Source organism: Streptomyces sp. DSM 120436 (assembly GCF_055778765.1).
In genome coordinates this window covers 1,385,494-1,404,608 of record NZ_JBSKBS010000002.1, presented here as the reverse complement: position 1 = coordinate 1,404,608, position 19,115 = coordinate 1,385,494, and the positions used below count along the sequence as shown (strand labels likewise).

Sequence of the window (19,115 nt, the reverse complement as noted above, 5' to 3'; positions counted from 1 at the left end):
GGCCCTATCCTGCCCGCTCGTCGCCGAACAGGGCGAGGGCGCTGTTCACCAGACCGATGTGGCTGAACGCCTGCGGGAAGTTGCCCAGCAGCTGCCCGTTCACCGTGTCGTACTCCTCCGCCAGCAGCCCCACGTCGTTGGCCAGCCCCAGCAGCCGTTCGAACAGCGCGCGGGCCTCCTCGGTCCTGCCGGTCATGTGCAGGGCGTCCACGAGCCAGAACGCGCACGCCAGGAACGCGCCCTCCTGCCCGGGCAGCCCGTCCACGCCGGTGGCGTCCGGGGTGTAGCGGCGGACGAGACCGTCCTGACCCAGCTCGGCCCGGATCGCGTCGATGGTGCCGAGCACGCGCGGGTCGTCCGGCGGCAGGAAACCGACCCGGGGGATCAGCAGCAGCGCCGCGTCCAGCTCGCGCGACCCGTAGGACTGGGTGAACGTGTTGCGCACCGGGTCGTAGCCCTTCTCGCACACCTCCCGGTGCACCTCGTCGCGCAGCGCGCGCCACCCGTCCAGGTCGCCCCCCAGGTCCGGGAAGTCCTCCAGCGCGCGCACCGCGCGGTCCGCGGCCACCCACACCATCACCTTGGAGTGCACGAAATGGCGCCGGCCGCCGCGCACCTCCCACAGCCCCTCGTCGGGCTGCCGCCAGGCCGTGCGCAGGAAGTCCAGCATCACCGACTGCAACGCCCACACGTCCGGCCTCCCGGGCAGCCCCGAACGCCGGGCCAGCGCCAGCGAGTCCACCACCTCGCCGTACACGTCGAGCTGGAGCTGGTTCACGGCGTCGTTGCCGATCCGTACGGGGGTGGCGCCGTTGAAGCCGGACAGCCACGGCAGTTCGAACTCCGGCAGCCGCCGCTCGCCCGCCAGCCCGTACATGATCTGCAGGTCCGCCGGTTCCCCGGCGACCGCGCGCAGCAGCCAGTCGCGCCAGGCCTCGGCCTCCTCCTGGTAGCCGGCGGAGAGCAGCGCGCTCAGGGTGAGCGTGGAGTCGCGCAGCCAGCAGAAGCGGTAGTCCCAGTTCCGTACGCCGCCCGGCTCCTCCGGCAGGGAGGTGGTGGCGGCCGCGACGATGCCGCCGGTGGGACGGTAGGTGAGCGCCTTCAGCGTGATCAGGGACCGCACCACCATGTCCCGGTGCGGCCCCCGGTAGCGGCACCGGGACGCCCAGGCCTGCCAGTCCTTCAGGCTGTGCCGCAGCGAGGCGTACGGGTCGACCAGCGGAGGCCGCGGCTCGTGCGAGGGGTGCCAGGTGAGCACGAAGGCGACCCGCTCGCCCTCCCGCACCGTGAACTCCGAGTGGGTGCCCAGGTCTTCGCCCCAGGTGCGCACCTCCGGCTCGCTGCGCAGCCACGCCGAGTCGGGCCCGGCCACCGCGACCCGGTGCCCGTCGGCCTTGCGCACCCACGGCACGACCGAGCCGTAGTCGAACCGCAGCCGCAGGGTGCTGTGCACGGTCACCTCACCGCTGAGCCCCTGCACGATCCGCACCACGTCGGGCGCCTGGTGGCGCTGCGGCATCAGGTCGGTGACCTGCACGGCGCCGTCGGGGGTCTCCCACACGGTGTCCAGGACCAGCGAGTCGTTCCGGTAGGCGCGGCGCGCACACCGCTCCTGGCCCCGTGGGGCGATGCGCCAGTGCCCGTTGTCCTCGTCGCCGAGCAGCCGTGCGAAGCAGGCCGCCGAGTCGAAGCGGGGCAGGCAGAGCCAGTCGATCGAGCCGTCGGTGCCCACCAGGGCAGCGGTCTGCTCGTCGCCGATGAGCGCGTAGTCCTCGATGCGGTGCACAGGGTGCGGGTTCCCGGCCGCCGGGTGCGGCAATCAGCGCGGCGGCCGGGGCGGCCCGGACCGCTCGCGGCCGGTGCGGTCCTGGCCGGTGTCGCTCATCGCCGGGCCTCCCTCGCCCGGGCCGGCTCGGCGATGCCGCGGGAGACGCCCGTCGCAGCGAGGAGGGAACGGGCAGGGCGGTCAGACGGCCGCGGACTCGGTGCGGGCGGCGCCGGACGCCCCGGCGTCCGTCTCCCCGCCCGCCTTCGCCGCCCGCTCGCGCGCCTCGCGGCGGGCCAGCACGACCCAGCCGACCGGGACGGCGGCGGCGAACAGCCACCACTGGACCGCGTACGCGTAGTTCAGCGCCGCGTTCTCCTTGCCGGGGTCGCCGAGCTGCTGGGGGAGGCCGCCCCGGGGCTCGGGCGCGGTCTGCGCCACGTACCCGCCGAGCACCTCGGCGTCCAGCCGCTCCGCCTCCCGCTCGCTGCTGATCAGCATGATCTGCCGGTCCGGCAGGCCCTCGAGGTCCTTGATGCCGCTCGCCTCGGTCGTCTCGTCCGGCATCAGCCGGCCGGTGATCGTGGTCTCGCCGCGCGGCGGCGCGGGCACCTTCGGGAACTCGGTCTGGCTGGGGCCGTCGGCGGGGATCCAGCCGCGGTTGACCAGCAGCACCGTGCCGGCGTCCAGGACGAACGGGGTCAGGACGTGGAAGCCGATCTCCTCGTCGGCGTTGGTGCGGCGGCGCACCACGACCTCGGAGTCGGTGTCGAAGCGGCCCGTGGCGGTCACCGTGCGGTAGCGCTCGGCGCGGGTCACCGCGTGGCCCGGGGCCGCCAGCTCCTCCACCGGCACCGGGTCGGCGGCCAGTGCGTCGGTCACGAGCTGGTTACGGGCGGCCCGCTCCTCGTAGCGGTTCATCTGCCATATGCCCAGCGCGATCATCGTGGGGACGAGAAGCAGGGCGACCAGCGTGAGGGTCACCCATTGCCGGGACAGCAGGAAGCGGTACACCCCACGACCGTACAACCCGGGCGCGGGGCGCGGTGAGCCGGGTGTGCGCCCCCGCCCGCCCGCGCCCGGGAGGGCGGTCAGGTCTCCGAGGCCGGCTCGACGTCGGCGAGGAGCTGGCCGAAGGCGGCCTCGTCGACCACCGGGGTGCCGTACTGGCGTGCCTTGACCGCCTTCGACGTGCCCGAGTCGGGGTCGTTGGTGACCAGGAGGCTGGTGAGCCGGGACAGGCTCGACGCCACGTGCAGTCCGGCCTCGGTCGCCCGGTCCTCCAGCAGGTCCCGCTCGACGGAGGTGTCCCCGGAGAACGCCACCCGCATGCCCTGCTTGAGACGCCTGCCCGGTTCGTACCGGCCCGGGTTGGGATAGGGGCACGCGGGCCTCTTGCGGGAGGGACGCCAACCGGCGGGCTGCCGTCCGCCGTAACCCGCCTGCTGTCCGGTGCGGGGACGGTCCGACCACTCGGTGAGCGGCCGGCACTCGTGCAGCGGCAGCCGTACGCCGCCCGCCGCCGCGGCCCGCAGGCTGGGCCGGAACGCCTCCGCCAGCACGCGCGCGTCGTCGAGGGCGTGGTGGGCCCGCCGCTGCACCACGCCGAAGTGCGCGGCCAGGGACTCCAGCTTGTGGTTGGGCAGCGGCAGCCCCAGCTCCTTGGACAGGGCGATGGTGCACAGCCGCTGTTTCACCGGGGCCTCGCCGCGCGCGCGGGCGTACTCGCGGGCGATCATCTGCCAGTCGAACACCGCGTTGTGCGCGACCAGCACGCGGCCCTCCAGGCGCGCCGCGAACTCCGCCGCGATGTCCTGGAAGAGGGGCGCCCCTTCGAGCATCTCGCTCGTCAGCCCGTGTATCCACACCGGGCCCGGGTCGCGCTCCGGGTTGACCACCGTGTACCAGTGGTCCTCGACCTCGCCGCGCGCGTCCAGCCGGTAGACGGCCGCGGAGATGATGCGGTCGTCCCGGGCCAGTCCCGTCGTCTCCACGTCGACGACCGCGTATCCCCGCGGGTACGCGGCCGGCCACGCGGTGGGGGAGGAGGCTGCGGCGGTGAGGTCTTCGAGCATGGTTCACGAGGATACGGCCCGCTACTGACAGGACTGTCCCACAGGTGCCGCGCGCGGGGCGCCCGCGCGCGGCGGTCACCAGCGGATGGGCACCGGCAGCGCGGTCAGCAGTCCCGACACCGCGACCACCAGGGCGAGTACGTACACCTCCGTCCGCGCGGGTGAACTCGCGGTCAGCGGGTCGGCCGCGCGGGCCAGCCGCACGCGCGCCCACAGGGCGAGCGCGGCGACACCGGCCATGAGGATCAGCTTGGCGAGCAGCACCCGCCCGTACGCGGTGTCCGTGAGCTGCTCCAGGACGGTCTCGGGCGGCATCCGGCGCAGCGTGCTGCACACTCCTGTCGCGGTGATGGCGACGAGCAGGACGAGCGCCACGCGCGCGTAGCGGCTCAGCAGCGCCACGCCCGCCTCCGCGCGCCCCCACAGCCGCAGCGTGCGCAGCACGTGCGGCAGGCCGCCCACCCACAGGGAGGCGCACGTCAGGTGCACCAGTGTCAGGGCGGAGCCGATGAGCGGGCTGTGCTCCGTCGTCGGGTGGGCGCGCAGCGCCTCCGCGACGATCACCGCGGCCAGCGGCAGCGCCTGGGCGGCGCGGCGGCGGGAGGCGGAGCACAGGGCCGCCGCGAGGAAGCCGTTGACCTCCAGCAGGGCGAGCATGCCGTCCCGGGTCTCGTAGAGGCCGCCCACGTCGATGTCGGCGGGACTGGCGGGGACGAGGTTGCCGGTCGCCACCACGGAGGCGAGTCCGAGGGCGGCCACGAAGCCGACGCTGTTGGCGACGGTGGACCAGCTGGGGGGCAGGGCGGGAGGCGCGCCGGGCGTCGAACGCGCCAGCCGGACGGCGAACACCTCGCCCACGGGGACGGCCAGCGCGGCGAACAGCACCGTGCGCAGCAGGGCTATGCCGCCGGTGCCGGGCGCGTCCGCCTCCCCCGTGCCGTGCAGCGCGGGCGACGGACCGAGCAGGGGTATCAGCGCGCCGAGCGTCACCAGGACGAGCACGGCCACGGCGCGCCCGGCCCCGGGCCGCCGCGGACCACTGTGCGCACCGGTCGTCCGGGACCTGGATTTCGTCAGAGTCACCCCAGGATCTTCACAAGATCACACAGAGCGGGGCAAGCGCGGGGAGATACGCGGGCTCTGTCCGCCCGTTCCAGCGCGGGCGGACCGCTGGTGAGCGCCGGTCACGCGTTCTGCGCGCCCGGCGCTCATCCACAACGAGCCTGCTTTCCGCCCTCCGGCGTGCGGGGGGACCGTCCGCCGTTCGGAGTCACCCGCGGCCGAACTCCCGGCAGCGCCTGTCCGTGTTCGCCCGCAAGGTACCGGGCATGTGCTGCCGGCGCTCCCGGTCCGTCCCCGTCGCCCGGTGCTCGGCCGCCGGCCGCCGACGTGCGGAGCCCCCTCACGCGAGGCCCGGCGCTCTCACCGCCGATGCGCGGGACGTGCGCCCTGGGCGCCACTGCCGCGCCCGCGCTCACCGCCACCGCGCCGCGTCCGCCCCCCACACCCCCGGCGCCCGCGCCCAGTCGCGCGGCCCGCCCGCGAACGCGACCGGCGGCACGGCGTACCGCAACCGCCCCAGCGCGCTGTCCCGTTCCGTCAGCCACGGGGTGGCGGAGAGCCCGGCCCCACCCCCCTCGGTCCCGGCACCGGACGCCCCCGCCAGGAGTTCGCCCGCCGTGCGGGCCAGAGCCACCCGCACCAGCCTGCTGCCGCCCGCCTCCGTCTGCTCCGACAGGGACCGCAGCACGCCCGCCGCCAGCAGGTACCCCGTGCCGTGGTCCAGGGCCTGCGCGGGCAGCGCGCCCGGACGGTCCCTCCCGCCCTCGACGTGGGCGATGCCCGTGCCCACCTGGACCAGGCTGTCGAAGCCGCGCCGGCCCGCCCACGGCCCCGTGGCGCCCCACGCCGACAGCTGGGCCACGACCACCCCCGGCCGCCGCTCGGCCAGGGCCTCCGCGCTCGCCCCGAAACGGTCCAGGGCGCCCGGCCGGTACCCCGTGACCACCACGTCCGCCCGTGCCAGCAGCCCCTCGAACACCTCCCGGCCGGAGGTCAGGTCCACCCGCGCCGACCGCTTCCCGAAGCCGGTGTCGGCGTGCTGGTCGGGCAGTTCGGGCAGCCCCGGCGGGTCCAGCCGCAGGACGTCCGCGCCGAGCAGGGCGAGCGTGCGGGTGGCGACCGGACCGGCGATGACCCGGGTGAGGTCCAGCACCCGCAGTCCGGCGGCGGGCAGCAGGAGGTCCCCGCCGGCCGCCGCGAACTCCCGCGCGGGCGCGGCGTCCATCCGCACCCGCTCCACCAGCGGCAGCCGTGCGACCGCCGCAGCCTGTGCGTGCGCCGCCCACTCCTCGGGCGTGCGCAGGGCGACGGCCAGCCCGCCGGCCGCGGTGACCCTCTCCTCGACCTCCCGCGCGGACCTCCGCGCGAGCACGGCGGCCACCGCGTCAGGGTCCTCGGGCGCGCCGAGCGCGGCGAGCAACCGCGACCGGTGGTGCGGATAGTTGGCGTGCGTGCGCACCCACCCGTCCGCCGTGCGCCAGAACCGCGACAGCGGGGCGAAGGTCTCCGGGGCCCGCCCGTCGATCCGCAGGTGACGCTCGCTCACGAACGCCGTGGCGACCGCCCCGTCGTCCACCCGCACCGCCGGGACCTCGCCGCCCGCGCGCCGCGCCGCGAGCTCGGCGGCGGCCAGCGCGCACACGCCGACGCACGCCCCCGCGAACTCCCGTACCGGCAGCCGTGAGGGCAGGACACCCGGCCGCTCGACGGCGGACACCCGCGAGAGGAGAGCGGGATCCCCGCCCAGGCCGGACCAGAAGGACGCGAGACGGTTCATGCCCTCACTGTGCAGCACGTCCGGGCCGGGAAGGGCGCCGGCCCGGACGGCGGAAAGGGGCCGGGCGCACCCGCCCGGCCCCTCCCCGCGATCCGGCGACGACTACCGCGTCACCGCGTCCAGCGCGTCGGCCATGCCCCAGCCGTAGAAGCCGTTGCGGTTCTTCGGGCCCTCGCACACCGCGTCGGCCTTGCCGTCGTTGTCGATGTCGTACGGCTTGGTGCAGGCGGTGGCGTCGGCCTGCGCGTACAGCAGGGCCTTCACCAGCGCCGGCGGCGCGTACGGGTGCTTCGACTTGATCAGCGCGGCGACGCCCGCGACGTGCGGGGACGCCATCGACGTACCGGCCATGTAACCCCAGCGGCCGCCGGGCAGCGGGCCGAGGATCAGGCCGCTGGTGGCGGGCGGCTCGGGGGTCTGCAGGGCCGTCGAGTCACCGCCGGGCGCGGCGATGTCGATGACGCCCCGGCCGTAGTTGGAGAACGACGACTTCAGCCCCTTCGCGCCGGTCGACGCGACCGTCACCACGCCCGGCAGCTGCGTGGGGATGTCCAGGCACTTCGACGGGTCGATCACGCGGTCCGACGGGGTGCCGTCGTTCGGCGAGGACGGGTCGGTGATCTCGTCGGCCGCGAGGTCGTAGTTCTCGTTGCCCGCCGCGGCGACGTTGACCGCGCCCTTGCGCTCCGCGTACCGCGTGGCCCGGCCGAGGGCCTCGACGAGCGCCTTCTGGTCCGGGTCGTTCGTGCAGTTGAAGTACCAGGGGTCGGTGTAATAGCTGTTGTTGGTGACGTCGACCCCGTGCTCGGCGGCCCACATGAAGCCGCAGACGACGGCCTCGGTGTAGAAGTAGCCGTCCGGGTTGGACACCTTGATGCCGGAGACCTTCACCCCCGGGGCGACACCGGTCATGCCGACGCCGTTCTTCGCGGCGGCGATCTCACCGGCGACGTGCGTGCCGTGCGGGCTCTCGGCCGCGCCCGGGCGCCAGGCGCCCTCGCTGGTGTCGGGCTTGCCCGCCACGCAGTTCACCGACGCGGCCCGGTCGAAGTTGGGCGCGATGTCGGGGTGGGTGTCGTCGACGCCGGTGTCGATGACGGCGACGGTGACCTCCGGGCTGCCCAGCGACTTCTCGTGCGCCTTGTCCGCCTTGATGGCGGGCAGGTCCCACTGGAGGTTCTGCAGCGGATCCTGGTCCGCGGCGGCCTGCTCCGCCGCCTCGGCGACCTCGGCGGCGCTGAGCACCTTCGGGGAGCCCGTGTCCGTGGTGGCCGCCGACGGCAGCGGCGCGTTGCGGGTGGCGCCGGCCGACTGCACCCCCGGCACCGTGCGGATCGTCTGCGCGAAGTCGGCGTTCGAGGAGTGGACGACGATCACGCCGATCTTCTCGTACGCCGTCACGATCGTCCCGCCGGCCCTGGCGATCGCCTTCCTCACGTGCGCCGGAGCGCCGTGCCCGCCCCGCACGTTGACCACGTAGCTCAGCGAGGCGGTGTCCGCGGAGGCGGTCTCCTGGTGGGCGGGGGCGGCCGTGGCCGCCGTGTTCGGCAGGAACGCGAGCGTGGTCGCCAGGGCCATGCCGGCCGGGACGACCAGCGCCCGGCGACGGCGCGGGTGGGACGCTGTCATGAAGTCTCCAGTTCGTTCACTTCGACGTGCGGACGGGCGAGGCGGGTGTGCGGGGCCGTGGCTCACTTGACGGCGCGCAGCGCGTCGACGATGCCGTGACCGTAGAAGCCGTTGACCAGCCGGCCGCCCTCACACGTCGCGTCCTGCGTTCCGTCACCGTCCTGGTCGTACGAGGCGGGGCAGCCCGGATTGTCCGCCTGCGCCTTGAGCAGGGCCTGCAGCGCCGCCGGGGGCAGCCACGGGTGCTTGGACTTCAGCAGCGCCGCCACGCCGGCCGCGTGCGGCGAGGCCATCGAGGTGCCCTGCAGCCAGGCGTACTCGCCGTTCGGCATGGTGGACAGGATGCGGCCGTTCTTCGACGGGGTGTCCGGCAGCTGGTAGCGGCCGTCACCGCCCGGCGCGGCCACGTCGACGACGCCCTTGCCGTACGAGGAGTAGTACGACTTGAGGTTCTCGGAGCCGGTCGCGCTGACCGTGACGACGCCCGGGAGCTGCGTGGGCAGGTCCAGGCACTCGCTCGGGTCGATGGTGCGCGGCACCGGCGTGGTGTCGTTGGGGCTGGACGCGTCGTCGATCGCGTCCGAGGCCAGGTCGTGGTTGGAGTTGCCGGCCGAGGCGAAGTGCAGGGTGCCCTTGCGCTGGGCGTACAGCTGGGCCCGGTTGACCGCGTCGACGATCGCCCGCTGGTCCGGGTCGTCCATGCAGTTGTACATCCACGGGTCGACGTAGTAGCTGTTGTTCGTGATCTCCACGCCGTGGTCGGCGGCGAACACGAACGCGCAGACGACGGCCTCCGCGTAGAACAGCCCGTTGTCGGGGTCGGTGACGTTGATCGACGAGACCTTCACCCCGGGCGCGACGCCGGCGACGCCGATCCCGTTGCGGGCGGCGGCGATCTCACCGGCCACGTGCGTGCCGTGGTAGTCGCCCGCGGTGTACGGCCGCCAGGCGCCCGGGGAGGTGTCCGGGGCGCCGCCGAAGCAGTTGGCGGACTGGGACGCCGAGAAGTTCGGCGCGATGTCGGGGTGGGTGTCGTCGACGCCGGTGTCGATGACGGCGACCGTGACGTTCCTGCTGCCCGGGTTGATCTTCGCCGCCTTGTCGGCGCCGATGGCGCGCAGGTCCCACTGGTCGGCCTCGAGCGGTTCGCTGCCCGGGGTCTTCGCGGAGGCGGCCTTCAGCTTCGCGGCGTCGGCGGCCGTGAGGTACTCGGCGGAGCCGGCGTCCGTGGTCGCGGCCGGGGCCAGCGGCGCGGTGCGGGTGGCGCCGGCCGACCGCACGCCCGGCACCTCGCGGAGGGTCTGCGCGAAGCCGGCGTTCGAGGAGCGCGCGACGATCACGCCGATCTTCTCGTACGCGGTGACGACCTCGCCGTCCGCCGCGGCGATCGCCCGCTTCACCGAGGCGATCGTGCGGTGGTCCGCCCTGGTGTTGACGACGTACGCCAGGGCGGGCGCGTCCGCCGCCCGCTCCGCCGACACCGTCGCCGGGGCGGCCGAGGCCGCCGCGGGCAGGAAGCCAAGCGAGGCGGTCAGCGACAGCACGACGGGAACGGCGAGGGCGAGCCGGCGCCTGGAACGCAGATGAGCCATGGGGTCTCCACATCATCCGGAAACGAAACCGGCCCGAGACAGGTGTGGCTGCCCGGGCAGGTACATGACGGGTGGTGCAGGGTGAAGCTATCCCGCCCGTCGCTGGCCAGCAATGATTTGCGTGCAACGTCTTCGGAAAACGTCCACGGAAAAGAACCGTGCCGAGTTGAACCGGTCCTCGCGTGGCGCCGTGCCCTTGGACAGGAAGCGCGAGGACACTCGCCTTCCGCCGACGCAAGAACCGACCCGCACCGCGAGGAGACTCCGTGGCCGCCGAAGCACCGCCCCCCTCGACAGAGCAATCCAAACTCCCCACGCCGGAGGAGTTCACCGAGGTTCAGGAGAGCGCTGAGTTCGGTGAACTGCGCCGCTCCCACCGTTCGTTCGCCTTCCCGCTGACCATCGCCTTCATCGCCTGGTACCTGCTGTACGTGCTGCTCTCCAACTACGCGGGCGGCTTCATGGGCGCCAAGCTGGTCGGCCACATCAACGTCGCCTTCGTCTTCGGCGTGCTGCAGTTCGTCAGCACCTTCCTCATCGCCTGGTGGTACTCCAGGCACGCCGCCACCAAGCTCGACCCCAAGGCCGAGGCCATCAAGACCCGTATGGAGGGCGGCGCATGAGCCCCGCGATCACCCATGTCACCCTCGCCGCGAACGAGGCCAGCGAACACCGCCCCCTGATCATCACCCTGTTCGCGCTGTTCGTGGTCGCCACTCTCGGCATCACCGTCTGGGCCGGCCGGCAGACCAAGGACGCCGCCGACTTCTACGCGGGCGGACGGCAGTTCAGCGCCTTCCAGAACGGACTCGCCGTCTCCGGCGACTACATGTCCGCCGCGTCCTTCCTCGGCATCGCCGGCGCCATCGCCCTCTTCGGCTACGACGGTTTCCTCTACTCCATCGGCTTCCTGGTCGCCTGGCTCGTCGCCCTGCTGCTCGTCGCGGAGCCGCTGCGCAACTCCGGCCGCTACACGATGGGCGACGTCCTCGCCTACCGCATGCGCCAGCGCCCGGTCCGCACCGCGGCCGGCACCTCCACGATCGTCGTCTCGATCTTCTACCTGCTGGCCCAGATGGCCGGCGCGGGCGTCCTGGTGTCGCTGCTGCTCGGCATCACCTCCGACGCCGGCAAGATCCTCATCGTCGCCCTCGTCGGCGTCCTGATGATCGTGTACGTCTCCATCGGCGGCATGAAGGGCACCACCTGGGTCCAGATGGTCAAGGCCGTGCTGCTCATCGGCGGCACGCTCCTCATCACCTTCCTGGTGCTGCTGAAGTTCAACTTCAACATCTCCGACCTGCTGGGCAAGGCCGCCGAGAACAGCGGCAAGGGCGACGCCTTCCTGGAGCCCGGCCTCCAGTACGGCGCCGACAACCTCACCAAGCTGGACTTCCTCTCCCTGGGCATCGCCCTGGTGCTCGGCACCGCCGGCCTGCCGCACATCCTGATCCGCTTCTACACGGTGCCGAACGCCAAGGCCGCCCGTAAGTCCGTGAACTGGGCCATCGGCATCATCGGCGGCTTCTACCTGATGACCATCGCGCTGGGCTTCGGCGCGGCGGCACTCATCTCGCAGGACGAGATCATCGAGTCCAACCCGTCCGGCAACACGGCGGCCCCGCTGCTCGCCCTGCACATCGGCGGCGTCGACTCGGCCTGGGGCGCGATCCTGCTCGCCACCATCTCGGCGGTGGCGTTCGCGACCATCCTCGCCGTGGTCGCCGGACTCACCCTGGCCTCGTCCTCCTCCTTCGCGCACGACATCTACGCCAACGTCATCCGCAAGGGGAAGGCCACCGAGAAGGAGGAGATGAGGGCGGCCCGCTGGTCGACCGTCCTCATCGGCGTCGTCTCCATCGCGCTCGGCGCCCTCGCCCGCGACCTGAACGTCGCCGGCCTGGTCGCCCTGGCCTTCGCGGTCGCCGCGTCCGCCAACCTGCCGACCATCCTCTACAGCCTGTTCTGGAAGCGGTTCACCACCCAGGGCGCGCTGTGGTCGATCTACGGCGGTCTGATCGTCGCCGTCGGCCTGGTGCTGTTCTCGCCGGTCGTCTCCGGCGACCCGAAGGCGATGTTCCCGGACGTCGACTTCGCGTGGTTCCCGCTGAAGAACCCGGGCATCATCTCCATCCCGTTCGGCTTCCTGATGGGCTGGCTGGGCACCGTCCTGTCCAAGGAGGAGCCCGACGCCAAGAAGTACGCGGAGCTGGAGGTCCGGTCGCTCACCGGCACCGGCGCCCACTGACGGAACACCGCACGCGACGGCCGCGTCGCGGGGACCCTCGCAGGCCCCCGCGACGCGGCCGTCGGCGTATCGCCCCCTCACGCCGCTGGGTGATGTCGGCGGCGTCACGTACGCTCGCAGATACCGGACATGAGTGATCGGCGTCGAGGGAGGGGCCCCACGTGCTCATCGACACCTACGGCCGGGTGGCCACCGACCTGCGGGTCTCGCTGACCGACCGGTGCAACCTGCGCTGCACGTACTGCATGCCCGAGGAAGGGCTGCAGTGGCTCGCCAAGCCCGATCTGCTCACCGACGACGAGATCGTCCGGCTCATCGGCATCGCGGTCGCCTCCCTGGGCGTCGAGGAGGTGCGCTTCACCGGCGGCGAGCCCCTGCTCCGCCCCGGCCTGACCGGCATCGTCGAGCGGGTCGCCGCCCTCGCCCCCCGCCCGCAGACGTCCCTCACCACCAACGGCATCGGGCTGCGCCGCACCGCCGGCGCGCTCAAGGCGGCCGGCCTGGACCGGGTCAACGTCTCCCTCGACACGCTCCGGCCCGACGTCTTCAGGACCCTCACCCGCCGCGACCGCCACCGGGACGTCCTGGACGGCCTGCACGCGGCCCGTGAGGCCGGTCTGACGCCCGTGAAGGTGAACGCGGTCCTGATGCCGGGGCTCAACGACGACGAGGCCCCCGACCTGCTCGCCTGGGCCGTGGAGCACGACTACGAGCTGCGCTTCATCGAGCAGATGCCGCTGGACGCCCAGCACGGCTGGAAGCGCGACGGCATGATCACCGCCGGGGACATCCTCGCCTCCCTGCGCACCCGCTTCGAGCTCACCCCCGAGGGCGAGGAGAAGCGCGGCTCCGCCCCCGCCGAGCGCTGGCTGGTCGACGGCGGCCCGCACCGGGTGGGCGTCATCGCCTCCGTCACCCGCCCCTTCTGCGCCGCCTGCGACCGCACCCGCCTCACCGCCGACGGGCAGGTCCGCACCTGTCTGTTCGCCACCGAGGAGACCGACCTGCGCGCGGCCCTGCGCTCGGGCGCCGACGACGAGGAGATCGCCCGCCTCTGGAAGCTCGCCATGTGGGGCAAGAAGGCGGGCGCGGGCCTGGACGACCCGTCCTTCGTCCAGCCGGACCGTCCGATGTCCGCCATCGGCGGCTGAGCGGCCGCCCCGGCCGCCGGCTCAGGAGGCCCCCTCCGGGGCCTCCCACTCCTCGAACCGCACGACGTCCTTCAGGAAGCCGCGCACCCCGAGGAACTGCGCCAGGTGCTCCCGGTGCTCCTCGCAGGCCAGCCACGTCTTGCGCCGCTCCGGCGTGTGGACCTTCGGGTTGTTCCAGGCCAGCACCCACACGGCAGGGGCGCGGCAGCCCTTGGCGGAGCAGATGGGCGTCTCGGGGTCAGGAGTGATCACCGTCCGACCCTAACCCGTTCGCCGCAGAGGAATCCGCCCGGGAAAAGGCGACGCCGAGCAGCCACGGGGGGAGCTGCCCGGCGTCGGTCCGTCGCTCCGACGGGGGATGCGGAGCGCGTACGAAGTATGTCACGGGTCCCCCCGCCCCCGGCACCGGAAGAGCATGATTGATCTGAGGTTTCTTTGAGCTTGGCCGGGAAGCGACTTCCGCTCGCCGCGGCCCGCACTCACACGCCGCCGCTCAGGAGCGTCCCGGATCCTCGGATCGTGCGCCCGGCGCCGTCGGTGACGGCACTTCTTCCGCATCGGCTTCCGCCGGGCCGTCGTTCGTCCGCGGCGGCACGATCATCTGCCTCATCGGCGTCGTCACGAAGGTCGACGGCAGGGACGGCGCGTTCTCCCGCCCCGCGTTGGCGATCACCACCGCGACGTACGGCAGGACCGCCCCGAGCACCAGCGCCACGATCGCGACATGCCGCTCCACGTTCCACAGGGTGGCCGCCAGGATGACCGAGATCGTGCGAACGGTCATCGAGATCACGTACCGGCGCTGCCGCCCCCGCACATCCTCCTGCAGACCCGCCCGGGCGCCCGTGATCCGGAACACCTGAGCGTCGTCGCCACGCTGCTTCCGCATCACACTCCACCATCCGCCCGTATCGGACCCTCTTGCGTACCCGGCCGTCCGGAGTCCCGGTCTGTGCTGCCTGGTCCGGACAGGGTCAACGGTACGCCGCACCCCACCCGATCACGAGAGCGGGTCGTCCGGTCCCGCGCCACCCCGGCCGCGCCGTACCGCGTACGGCATGTCCGACATGCGGCGTACCACGACTGGGCCGACACTTGCCGTGATGCTCGCGTCAAGTCGTACGAGGAGGCAGTCATGGGCTGGTTGTGGGCGATCATCGTGGGATTCGTGCTCGGTCTGCTGGCCAAGGCGGTGATCCCCGGCAAGCAGCACATCCCGCTCTGGCTGGCCACCATCTGCGGCATGATCGGCGCGGTCGTCGGCAACGCGATCGCGCGCGGTTTCGGCATCGAGGAGACCCGCGGCATCGACTGGGGACGGCACATCTTCCAGCTCGGCGCGGCGATCGTCGTCGTGCTGCTCGCGGAGATGATCTACAACGCCATGCAGCGCAGGAAGCACGGGCGGCAACGGGCCTGACCGCCCCTCCGGACCGGCGCAGGGGCGGGCCCCGGAAGGAACCCGCCCCTCACGCACACCACCGGCTCAGCCGGCCGCGACCTCCACGGCCGCGAGGTTCTTCTTGCCGCGGCGCAGCACCAGCCAGCGCCCGTGCAGCAGGTCCTCCTCGGCGGGGACCGCGTCCTCGGCGGTGACCTTGGCGTTGTTCACGTAGGCGCCGCCCTCCTTCACCGTGCGGCGCGCGGCGGACTTGCTGGGCACCAGGCCGACCTCGGCGAACAGGTCCACCACCGGGCCCAGCCCGGCCACCTTCACGTGCGGCACCTCGGAGAGCGCCGCCGCCAGCGTGCGCTCGTCCAGCTCACCCAGCTCGCCCTGGCCGAACAGGGCCCTGGACGCGGCGATCACGGCGGCCGTCTGGTCGGCGCCGTGCACCAGCGTCGTCAGCTCCTCCGCCAGCGCGCGCTGCGCGGCACGGGCCTGCGGACGCTCCGCCGTCTGCCGCTCCAGCTCCTCCAGCTCCTCGCGGGACTTGAAGGACAGGATCCGCATGTAGCCCGAGATGTCCCGGTCGTCCACGTTCAGCCAGAACTGGTAGAACGCGTACGGCGTCGTCATCTCCGGGTCCAGCCAGACGGCGCCGCTCTCGGTCTTGCCGAACTTGGTGCCGTCCGCCTTCGTCATCAGCGGCGTCGCGTAGGCGTGGACCTCGGCGTCCGGCTCCAGCCGGTGGATCAGGTCGAGCCCGGCCGTGAGGTTGCCCCACTGGTCGCTGCCGCCCTGCTGCAGCGTGCAGCCGTAGCGCCGGTAGAGCTGGAGGAAGTCCATCGCCTGGAGCAACTGGTAGCTGAACTCGGTGTAGCTGATGCCCTCCGAGGACTCCAGACGCCGGGCGACCGAGTCCTTCGTCAGCATCTTGTTGACCCGGAAGTGCTTGCCGACGTCCCGCAGGAACTCGATCGCGGACAGGTTCGCGGTCCAGTCGAGGTTGTTGACCAGGGTGGCCGCGTTCTCGCCCTCGAAGGACAGGAACGGCTCGATCTGGCCACGCAGCCGCTCCACCCAGCCCGCGACCGTCTCCGGCGAATTCAGCGTGCGCTCGGCCGTCGGCCGCGGGTCGCCGATCTGCCCGGTCGCGCCGCCGACCAGCGCCAGCGGCCGGTGCCCGGCCTGCTGGAGCCGGCGCAGGGTGAGCACCTGCACCAGGTGCCCCACGTGCAGCGACGGCGCGGTCGGGTCGAAGCCGCAATAGAACGTGACGGGACCGTCCGCGAGCGCCTTGCGCAAAGCGTCCTCGTCAGTGGACTGGGCGAACAGCCCGCGCCACTTCAGCTCGTCGACGATGTCCGTCACGGTTCTCGTGTCTCCTCGGTGATCTGCGGCCGTACGGGCGACGGCCTGCTGCGAACGCCTACGAGGTTATACGCCCCGGCTGACCGAGCTCATATGGAAATCGGGGACGCGCAGCGCGGGCATCGCGGCCCGGGTGAACCAGTCGCCCCACTCCCGGGGCAGCGTCCTCTCCGTACGGCCCGCCTCGGCCGCCCGGCCCAGCAGGTCCACCGGCGACTCGTTGAACCGGAAATTGTTCACCTCACCGGTCACCTCGCCGTTCTCCACCAGGTAGACGCCGTCCCGGGTCAGCCCGGTGAGCAGCAGCGTCGCCGGGTCCACCTCGCGGATGTACCACAGGCAGGTCAGCAGCAGCCCCCGCTCGGTGGCCGCGACCATCTCCTCCAGCGAGCGGTCCTCGCCGCCGTCCAGGATCAGGTTGTCGATGCCGGGCGCGGTCGGCAGGCCGGTCAGGCCCGCGCTGTGGCGGCTGGTGGTCAGCCGGTGCAGCGCGCCCTCGCGCACCCAGTCCGTCGCCGTCAGCGGCAGCCCGTTGTCGAACACCGACCGGTCGCCGCCGGAGGAGTGCGCGATCACGAACGGCGCCGACTCCAGGCCCGGCTCGTCCGGGTCGCTGCGCAGCGTCAGCGGCAGCTCGGTCAGCCGCTCGCCGACGCGGGTGCCGCCGCCCGGCCTGGAGAACACCGTGCGGCCCTCCGCCGCGTCCCGCCCCGACCCCGACCAGAACTGGTAGACCAGCAGGTCCGCCACCGCGCTCGGCGGCAGCAGCGTCTCGTACCGGCCCGCCGGCAGCTCGTGCCGCCGCTGCGCCCAGCCCAGCCGTACGGCCAGCTCGGCGTCCATGGCCGCCGGGTCGACGTCCTTGAAGTCGCGGGTGGCGCGGCCCGCCCACGCCGACCGGGTGCGGTCCGGGGACTTGGCGTTCAGCTCCAGCGTGCCGTTCGGCTGGTCGTGCCGCAGCCGCAGCCCCGTCGACGTGCCGAGGTAGGTGGAGACCATCTCGTGGTTGGCGAAGCCGTACAGCTCCCGGCCGCCGGCCCGCGCCCGGGCGAACGCCTCGCCCAGCGCCGGGGCGAAGTCGGCGAACACCGCGGAGCTCGTCTCGGCGGGCGCCTCGGTGAACTCCGGGGACGGGTCCACCCCGGTGACCAGCGGCTGGGCGTCCTCGGCCGGACCGGCGCCGCGCGCGGCGGCCTCGGCGGCCCGCACCAGCGGCTCCAGCTCGTCCACGGTCACCGCCGACCGGGACACCACCCCGGAGGCCGTGCCCTGGGCCCCGTCCACCGTGGCGATCACGGTGAGGGTGCGCCCGCGGGTGACCCCGTTCGTGGTGAGCGCGTTGCCCGCCCAGCGGAGGTTGGCGGTCGACTCCTCGTCGGCGATCACGACACAGCCGTCGGACCGGGACAGCTCCAGCGTCCGCTCGACGATCTCGTGCGGCTTGGTGGTGCGCGCGCTCATCGCCCGGCCTCCTGCGTGGTGTTAAGGATGTTGACTCCCTTGAACAGGGCCGACGGGCAGCCGTGGGAGACCGCCGCGACCTGGCCCGGCTGGGCCTTGCCGCAGTTGAAGGCCCCGCCCAGGACGTACGTCTGCGGACCGCCGACGGCGGCCATGGAACCCCAGAAGTCGGTGGTCGTGGCCTGGTAGGCGACGTCCCGGAGCTGCCCGGCGAGACGCCCGTTCTCGATCCGGTAGAAGCGCTGCCCGGTGAACTGGAAGTTGTAGCGCTGCATGTCGATGCTCCACGACCGGTCGCCGACCACGTAGATGCCCCGGTCGACGCCCCCGATGAGGTCCTCCGTGGACATTCCGGCGGGATCGGGCCGCAGCGACACGTTGGCCATGCGCTGCACCGGCACGTGCCCGGGGGAGTCGGCGAAGGCGCACCCGTTGGACCGCTCGAACCCGGTGAGCTTCGCGATTCTCCGGTCCAGCTGGTAGCCGACCAGCGTGCCGTCCTTCACCAGGTCCCAGGACTGCGCCTCGACGCCCTCGTCGTCGTAACCGACGGTGGCGAGACCGTGCTCGGCGGTGCGGTCACCGGTGACGTTCATCAGCTCGGAGCCGTACTTCAACGTGCCCAGCTGGTCGAAGGTGGCGAACGAGGTGCCCGCGTAGGCGGCCTCGTAGCCGAGGGCGCGGTCCAGCTCGGTGGCGTGCCCGATCGACTCGTGGATGGTCAGCCACAGGTTGGACGGGTCCACCACCAGGTCGTACAGGCCCGGCTCGACGCTCGGCGCGCGCATCTTCTCGGCCAGCAGCTCGGGGATCCGCGCCAGCTCGTCGTCCCAGTCCCAGCCGGTGCCCGTCAGGTACTCCCAGCCGCGCCCGGCCGGCGGGGCGAGCGTGCGCATCGAGTCGAACTCGCCGCTCGACGCGTCGACGGACACCGCCGTCAGCACCGGGTGCAGCCGGACGCGCTGCTGCGTGGTCACGGTCCCGGCGGTGTCCGCGTAGAACTTGTTCTCGTGCACGGTGAGCAACGAGGCGTCCACGTGGTCGACACCGCTCGCCGCGAGCAGCCGCCCGCTCCACTCGGCCAGCAGCCCCGCCTTCTCCTCGTCGGGCACGGTGAACGGGTCGATCTCGTACGACGACACCCAGGTCTTCCCGGCGTGCACCGGCTCGTCGGCCAGCTCCACGTGCTCGTCGGACCCGGCCGCCCGGATCACCCGCGCGGACAGCTGCGCCATGGCCACCGCCTGGGAGGCGACCTTCGCGGCGGCGTCGAGGGTGAGGTCCACCCCGGACGCGAAGCCCCAGGTGCCGCCGTGCACCACCCGCACCGCGTACCCCAGGTCGGTGGTGTCCGACGACCCGGCGGGCCTGGCATCCCTCAGCCGCCAGGAGGCACTGCGCACCCGCTCCAGACGGAAGTCCGCGTGCTCCGCCCCGAGCGCCCGCGCGCGGGCGAGCGCGGCGTCGGCGAGAGCGCGTAGCGGGAGCGCGAGGAACGACTGATCGACTTCATGGGGCACGGGTGGACATCCCTTCGGGGCTTGTCTGTGGTGACCGTCGGAGGCAGTGAACCATCCCGTGGACGTTTTCGGTGTCCACC

16 protein-coding genes are annotated in these 19,115 nt (G+C 72.9%); 4 read left to right on the top strand and 12 right to left on the bottom strand.

What is annotated here, in order from left to right; genetic code table 11:
* Nucleotides 1–4 precede the first annotated feature (4 nt).
* From ACWH4W_RS28445 to ACWH4W_RS28415, 7 genes are all read right to left on the bottom strand, one after another.
* Nucleotides 5–1,786 (bottom strand): glycoside hydrolase family 15 protein, encoded by a 1,782-nt coding sequence (locus ACWH4W_RS28445; RefSeq protein WP_473078667.1) that lies wholly within the window; start codon nucleotides 1,784–1,786, stop codon nucleotides 5–7.
* A gap of 180 nt (nucleotides 1,787–1,966) precedes the next feature.
* Nucleotides 1,967–2,779: an SURF1 family cytochrome oxidase biogenesis protein gene (locus tag ACWH4W_RS28440; RefSeq protein ID WP_473078666.1), complete on the bottom strand. Its 813-nt coding sequence runs from the start codon at nucleotides 2,777–2,779 to the stop codon at nucleotides 1,967–1,969.
* Between the two features lie 77 nt (nucleotides 2,780–2,856).
* A complete protein-coding gene (locus ACWH4W_RS28435) occupies nucleotides 2,857–3,840 on the bottom strand; it encodes a DEDDh family exonuclease (RefSeq protein ID WP_473078665.1) in 984 nt (327 codons plus the stop codon).
* Between the two features lie 75 nt (nucleotides 3,841–3,915).
* The gene (locus ACWH4W_RS28430) at nucleotides 3,916–4,848 is read right to left on the bottom strand and encodes a CopD family protein (RefSeq protein ID WP_473078664.1); all 933 of its coding nucleotides are present in this window, start codon (nucleotides 4,846–4,848) and stop codon (nucleotides 3,916–3,918) included.
* Nucleotides 4,849–5,314: 466 nt separating this feature from the next.
* Nucleotides 5,315–6,679: a CoA transferase gene (locus ACWH4W_RS28425; RefSeq protein WP_473078663.1), complete on the bottom strand. Its 1,365-nt coding sequence runs from the start codon at nucleotides 6,677–6,679 to the stop codon at nucleotides 5,315–5,317.
* Nucleotides 6,680–6,781: 102 nt separating this feature from the next.
* Complete coding sequence (locus ACWH4W_RS28420) at nucleotides 6,782–8,308, bottom strand: S8 family peptidase (RefSeq protein WP_473078662.1); 1,527 nt, start codon at nucleotides 8,306–8,308, stop codon at nucleotides 6,782–6,784.
* Nucleotides 8,309–8,370: 62 nt separating this feature from the next.
* Nucleotides 8,371–9,900 carry a S8 family peptidase gene (locus tag ACWH4W_RS28415; protein ID WP_473078661.1) on the bottom strand — a complete coding sequence of 510 codons (1,530 nt, stop codon included), beginning with the start codon at nucleotides 9,898–9,900 and terminating at the stop codon, nucleotides 8,371–8,373.
* A 266-nt stretch (nucleotides 9,901–10,166) separates the two neighbouring features.
* On the opposite strand from ACWH4W_RS28415, the gene ACWH4W_RS28410 reads away from it, so the two are divergent.
* The 3 genes from ACWH4W_RS28410 (at nucleotide 10,167) to moaA (ending at nucleotide 13,299) form a co-directional block, all read left to right on the top strand.
* Nucleotides 10,167–10,523: a DUF485 domain-containing protein gene (locus ACWH4W_RS28410; protein WP_106414860.1), complete on the top strand. Its 357-nt coding sequence runs from the start codon at nucleotides 10,167–10,169 to the stop codon at nucleotides 10,521–10,523.
* Nucleotides 10,520–12,148, top strand: a complete 1,629-nt coding sequence (locus ACWH4W_RS28405) for a solute symporter family protein (RefSeq protein ID WP_106414861.1) — start codon at nucleotides 10,520–10,522, stop codon at nucleotides 12,146–12,148. The genes ACWH4W_RS28410 and ACWH4W_RS28405 overlap by 4 nt, the downstream gene beginning before the upstream one ends.
* 161 nt (nucleotides 12,149–12,309) lie before the next feature.
* Nucleotides 12,310–13,299, top strand: a complete 990-nt coding sequence (gene moaA, locus ACWH4W_RS28400) for a GTP 3',8-cyclase MoaA (RefSeq protein WP_473078660.1) — start codon at nucleotides 12,310–12,312, stop codon at nucleotides 13,297–13,299.
* A 21-nt stretch (nucleotides 13,300–13,320) separates the two neighbouring features.
* Here the strand turns inward: moaA and ACWH4W_RS28395 are convergent, their stop codons facing one another.
* Nucleotides 13,321–13,551 (bottom strand): hypothetical protein, encoded by a 231-nt coding sequence (locus ACWH4W_RS28395; protein ID WP_473078659.1) that lies wholly within the window; start codon nucleotides 13,549–13,551, stop codon nucleotides 13,321–13,323.
* Between the two features lie 241 nt (nucleotides 13,552–13,792).
* Nucleotides 13,793–14,188 carry a DUF3099 domain-containing protein gene (locus tag ACWH4W_RS28390; protein WP_473078658.1) on the bottom strand — a complete coding sequence of 132 codons (396 nt, stop codon included), beginning with the start codon at nucleotides 14,186–14,188 and terminating at the stop codon, nucleotides 13,793–13,795.
* A gap of 246 nt (nucleotides 14,189–14,434) precedes the next feature.
* On the opposite strand from ACWH4W_RS28390, the gene ACWH4W_RS28385 reads away from it, so the two are divergent.
* Complete coding sequence (locus tag ACWH4W_RS28385) at nucleotides 14,435–14,719, top strand: GlsB/YeaQ/YmgE family stress response membrane protein (RefSeq protein WP_106414865.1); 285 nt, start codon at nucleotides 14,435–14,437, stop codon at nucleotides 14,717–14,719.
* Between the two features lie 66 nt (nucleotides 14,720–14,785).
* Here the strand turns inward: ACWH4W_RS28385 and tyrS are convergent, their stop codons facing one another.
* The 3 genes from tyrS to ACWH4W_RS28370 form a co-directional block, all read right to left on the bottom strand.
* Entirely contained in the window at nucleotides 14,786–16,054 is a 1,269-nt protein-coding gene (gene tyrS, locus ACWH4W_RS28380; RefSeq protein ID WP_473078657.1) for a tyrosine--tRNA ligase, read from the bottom strand.
* A gap of 66 nt (nucleotides 16,055–16,120) precedes the next feature.
* A complete protein-coding gene (locus ACWH4W_RS28375) occupies nucleotides 16,121–17,515 on the bottom strand; it encodes a metallopeptidase TldD-related protein (protein ID WP_473078656.1) in 1,395 nt (464 codons plus the stop codon).
* Complete coding sequence (locus ACWH4W_RS28370) at nucleotides 17,512–19,035, bottom strand: TldD/PmbA family protein (protein WP_473078655.1); 1,524 nt, start codon at nucleotides 19,033–19,035, stop codon at nucleotides 17,512–17,514. The genes ACWH4W_RS28375 and ACWH4W_RS28370 overlap by 4 nt, the downstream gene beginning before the upstream one ends.
* Nucleotides 19,036–19,115: the final 80 nt, after the last annotated feature.